Here is a 4418-nt window from a genome sequence, read left to right on the forward strand (position 1 = left end):
ATGCAAGCCTCTGAACTTCAAAATAAATTTGAGCGCATTCGAGCCAATAAATGGTTCGAAGCCTTTGTAATTAGCGTTATCGTTATTTCAGCGCTTCTCGTAGGTGCCAAAACCTATGAATTGCCAGCAGGCATGTCATCCATCACGTTATTCTTAGATTGGTTTATCAGTGCATTCTTCCTGACAGAGATCACCATACGATTTTTGGCTGAAAAACGTAAACGCTACTTTTTCAAGAGCTTTTGGAACTGGTTTGACACACTGATTGTGGTTATTAGTCTCATTCCGGCAGACGATACCGAACTGGCACTTATCGCCCGTTTGGTGCGTGTGTTCCGCGTATTGCGTATGATTTCGATCATTCCCGAGCTCAGGATCTTATTAGTTTCTTTGGTTAAAGCACTGCCCCAATTAGCATATGTCATGCTGTTGATGTTTATCATTTTCTACATTTACGCAGCTATAGGCAGTACTTTATTCGAAACCATCAATCCCGTGCTGTGGGGCGATATCACTATCTCGATGCTAACGCTCTTTAGAATTATGACATTCGAAGATTGGACCGATGTAATGTACGAGACTCAGGAGGTTTACTCGCTAAGCTGGATTTTCTACCTTACCTTTATTTTCTTTACTGCGTTCGCGTTCTTGAACATGGTGATTGGGATCGTGGTGAACGTGATGGAAAGAGAAAACGAAAAAGCACGAGCAGAAAAAGAAGCCGCTTTACTTGAAGAGCAAATTGCACAAGGAAACGTAGAGCCAACCCTTCAAGATGTAATGAAAGAACTACGAGAGCTAAAGGCACAGCTTGCCGCTAATAATCAAAATAGCACGGTAAACAAAACCAGCTAAGTGCGTTCTATCCGAATAGCGCAATTGAAAAAGGCCACAGTGATGTGGCCTTTTTAGTTTCTCGCAAATGGAAGGTTTAGATTAAAGCTAAGGCATAATAAGCTATACGAGCCTAAATCCCGTACTGCTGCTTAAGCGACTCAGCCCTTTGTTTTGCAGCTTCAGACTTAAACTCTCGACTTGCTAGCTTGCGCGAGGCAAGCGCTTTTTTATCGAGTTCAAGCAACACACTCACGTGATTTAAATACACATCGTCGTTCGCAATAGGACGTGCAGAAACTTCTTCGTACAGTTTGAGGGCAGCGGCTTTATCACCTTTAGCAACATAAATTTGCGCTAGCGTATCTACTGCGTCAGCGTTCTCACGTTGCAGTGATACGGCTTTTTTAGCGAGTTCTTCAGCTCGAGTAAGGTTTTTGTCTTCAAACGTCAAATACGCTAAGTTGTTTAAGACAACAAAGTTATCCGGTGTTTTAGTTAGCACCTGCTCATAGGTTTTAATGGCTGCAGCTCTGTCTTTGCCGATTTGACGCTCTGCTAACAGCATTGCACTTGGAATGTCGTTACTGTGCGCCTGAACGTGTTTTTCAAGAAACGTAAATGCCTGAGCTTTTTTACCCGACATCTCAAGCGCCGCAATCAACAACAAAGCGTTATCTGAGTTAGGCGTAGCGTCATAGGCGGCTTTGGCATGCTCTACAGCTTGCTCAGGCGCTTTATCGATAAGATGTAAGCGCGCTATTACGCCTCTAACGAAAGGCAGAGCCTTAACATCATCGGCCGTGCTATTAATGATTTCCCATGCAGGTTTAGCCTGCCCAAGTCGACTGTGAAAGTAAGCTTTCAATAAGGTTAACTGTGCATCTGGACGTTTAGCCAACACCTTATTGGTTAACGTCAGCCCCTGATCAAATTGCTTTTGAGAGTCGACAATCAACAACTTACCCAATACCGCATTTTTATCTTGCGGGTAAAACGATAGCCAACGATCAAAAAACGCTGTCGCGTCTTCTACGTTGTTGGTGGCGATAAGCGCTTGACCCTTTAAGTTCCAAAACGCTTGTGGCGACGCTTCATTACCTTCTACATCTGACAAAAGCGAAACCGTTTTATCAAGCTGACTGTTTAACGAGTACATTCTTGCAAGAAGAAGTCTTAAGTTCAGATTTGTTTTATTGGTGTTGAACTGTGTTTGAGTATGCTTGATAACGTCCTGTGCGTTCCCCTTTTCCGTTGCGAGGGCAAACCATAGCGCTAGCGCCTGTACATCGGCGGGGTTCTTATCAATAAAGGCGCGAACAAAGGAAATCGCGTTATCTTTTTTACCTTCGGCTACCAGTAATTTAGCGCGAGAGTAAAACACCTCATTCTTTGCACCTTCTAGCTCGCTAGCTTTATCTAGATATTGGGCGGCCTCTTGGTAGGCTCCCTCTGCCGTCGCAATATTCCCTAAATAAATAAGCGGCGCTGCAGTTTCAGGTGACTTTTCATGCCACTCTTTCGCCGCGCTTTTTGCTTTTTCAAGCTGACTAGTAGCAATGTAGGCGCGAAGTAATGTGGCTTGTGACGTCACAGACTCTGGCGACTGCTCTACGGCTTGTTCAAGATTAACTAAGCCATCAATATCATTTAATGATAACTGCAAAACACCTAAGCGAGATAAATCTTCTGCTGTGGTACTCACCGCTTCAGACTTTGCCACCATTTGCTGTGCACCGACTACGTTACCGTCTTTTAAAAGCTGATAACTTGCCTTAGAGAATAGTGCGGCATCAATACCTTGCTCGCCTTCTACCCTCGCTAATACTTCAAGCGCTTCATCATTTTCACCGAGCTGCAGCATGCTGTCTGCCAGCATACGAAGACCAGGGTGATTATCAGGAAGACTAGAAGCCACCATTGTCAGGTGACGCTGTGCCGCTTCAAAGTCTTGAATTTGATATGCACTGAAGCCCGCAACCAAACGCACGACCTGATCACTTCTTCCATTTTGAACGGCAATTTCCAAGTGTTCGAGGGCCTTAGCATAATTTTCGTTGGCCGACTCAATGATGCCTTTAAAGGTATTAAGCAGCGGATGGTTTTCATTTAAGGTCAACAAGTCATCTACAATAGGTTCTGCTTTGTCGAGCTCTCTTATTTCAATCAGTAGCGCTGCATAGGCAAATTTGCTGGTTACGTCGTCAGGATACTGACTCACATACACGCCGTAGACTTCGGCAGCTTTACTCGGCTCACCTTTTTGAAGATAAATTTTTGCTAACTGTTGTAGCACGTCTTTATTGGTGGGGGCTTGTTCTCGCAGCTTCTCGGTGGCGGCTAGCGCTCCATCCATGTCGTTGTCTAAAACAAAGGCATAACTGTCAATAAGGCCTTTATAGACTGAGCTCGTATCTAGGGTTGATAAATCAGCCAGTAGCGTTTGAGCTTCTTCGTTTTTACCTAGCTGCATTAAAGCCTGTAGCTTATAAAAACCCACCTCGGCTGATTCAACTGCTGACATCCCTTCTGCGCGATAATCTACTTCGGCCAGCGCATTTTCTGCGCCTGACTGTTGGTAAGCGACCGACAATAGAGGAATGACTTGGCTAACAGGATGCCCAAGTTCCATTGCCTTGTTGAGTTCTTTTTCAGCAGCTGAAAAATTACTTTGCTGCAAGTACAGCTTGCCAAGTTCGAAGCGCGGTGCTGCGGCATCGGGCGCTTTTTGAATGGCGTTTTTATATTCAACAATGGCGGCGTCGATTTGTTGAGAAGAGGCGTAGTTCCTTGCATCTGCCAAATGGCTTTCCACTGATTTTTCACTACATCCAGATAAAAGCGCGCTGGTCAGCATTACCGCTAACGTTGTGCGTTTAAGTAATGTATTGGGTTTCATTTTTGTCATTGTAATTCCTTGCCCTACCTCAACTTTTTATTGTCACATCGCTACACATTGAAAATAGCGCATGGTTTACTGTCTATTATTTCATCTAAACTGTGCAATTTCGTGGCAACCTTGCCATTATTCGAATATAATATGTTTTTTTGCAACACTGCTGGCAAGCATATCGCGAAATACGCTACGAATACGCTTCATAAACTCGCCCGAAAGGCCAGTTCATCGCTGTATAGCGTCTTGCGATAATAAACCGAAAAAGTACGGTTTAATCGTATGCCGCACCCTCCTTACTTAATGCACCAGGATCCTTAATGACCACAACTGTCGACATGACATTTAAAGACCTCAATTTACCAGAACCTATCTTACAAGCCCTTGAAAAAGTTGGCTACGAGAAACCGTCTCCTATTCAAGCTGAGAGTATTCCTCTTTTACTTGAAGGGCACGATCTACTCGGTCAGGCACAGACAGGGACAGGAAAAACCGCTGCGTTTGCCCTGCCCATGTTGGCAAATATCGATCCTGAAGAACGTAAGCCGCAATTACTGGTATTGGCCCCAACCCGTGAACTAGCTATTCAGGTTGCAGAGGCGTTTCAGGTTTATGCGAGCTTTAGTCAAAAAATTAAAGTACTTCCAGTATACGGCGGTCAGTCGTACGACAACCAAATTCGCCAGCTTAA

At 44.4% G+C, this 4418-nt stretch carries 3 protein-coding genes; 2 read left to right on the forward strand and 1 reads right to left on the reverse strand.

Annotation, left to right across the window (positions count from 1 at the left end; genetic code table 11):
* A partial coding sequence (locus tag QVA83_RS19145; protein WP_156077871.1) for an ion transporter occupies positions 1-855 on the forward strand: 855 nt, incomplete at its 5' end.
* 112 nt (positions 856-967) lie between these two features.
* Here QVA83_RS19145 and prsT read toward each other — a convergent pair.
* Positions 968-3742, reverse strand: coding sequence for an XrtA/PEP-CTERM system TPR-repeat protein PrsT (gene prsT, locus QVA83_RS19150; protein ID WP_156077870.1), 2775 nt, complete (start codon positions 3740-3742; stop codon positions 968-970).
* Positions 3743-4047: 305 nt separating this feature from the next.
* Between prsT and QVA83_RS19155 the strand changes: the two genes are divergently transcribed.
* Positions 4048-4418: DEAD/DEAH box helicase (locus tag QVA83_RS19155; protein ID WP_287498821.1), on the forward strand; the 371-nt coding region annotated here is incomplete at its 3' end.

Origin of the sequence: Alteromonas sp. AO-Serp (genome assembly GCF_017849675.1) — a bacterium.
Lineage (GTDB): Bacteria > Pseudomonadota > Gammaproteobacteria > Enterobacterales > Alteromonadaceae > Alteromonas > Alteromonas macleodii.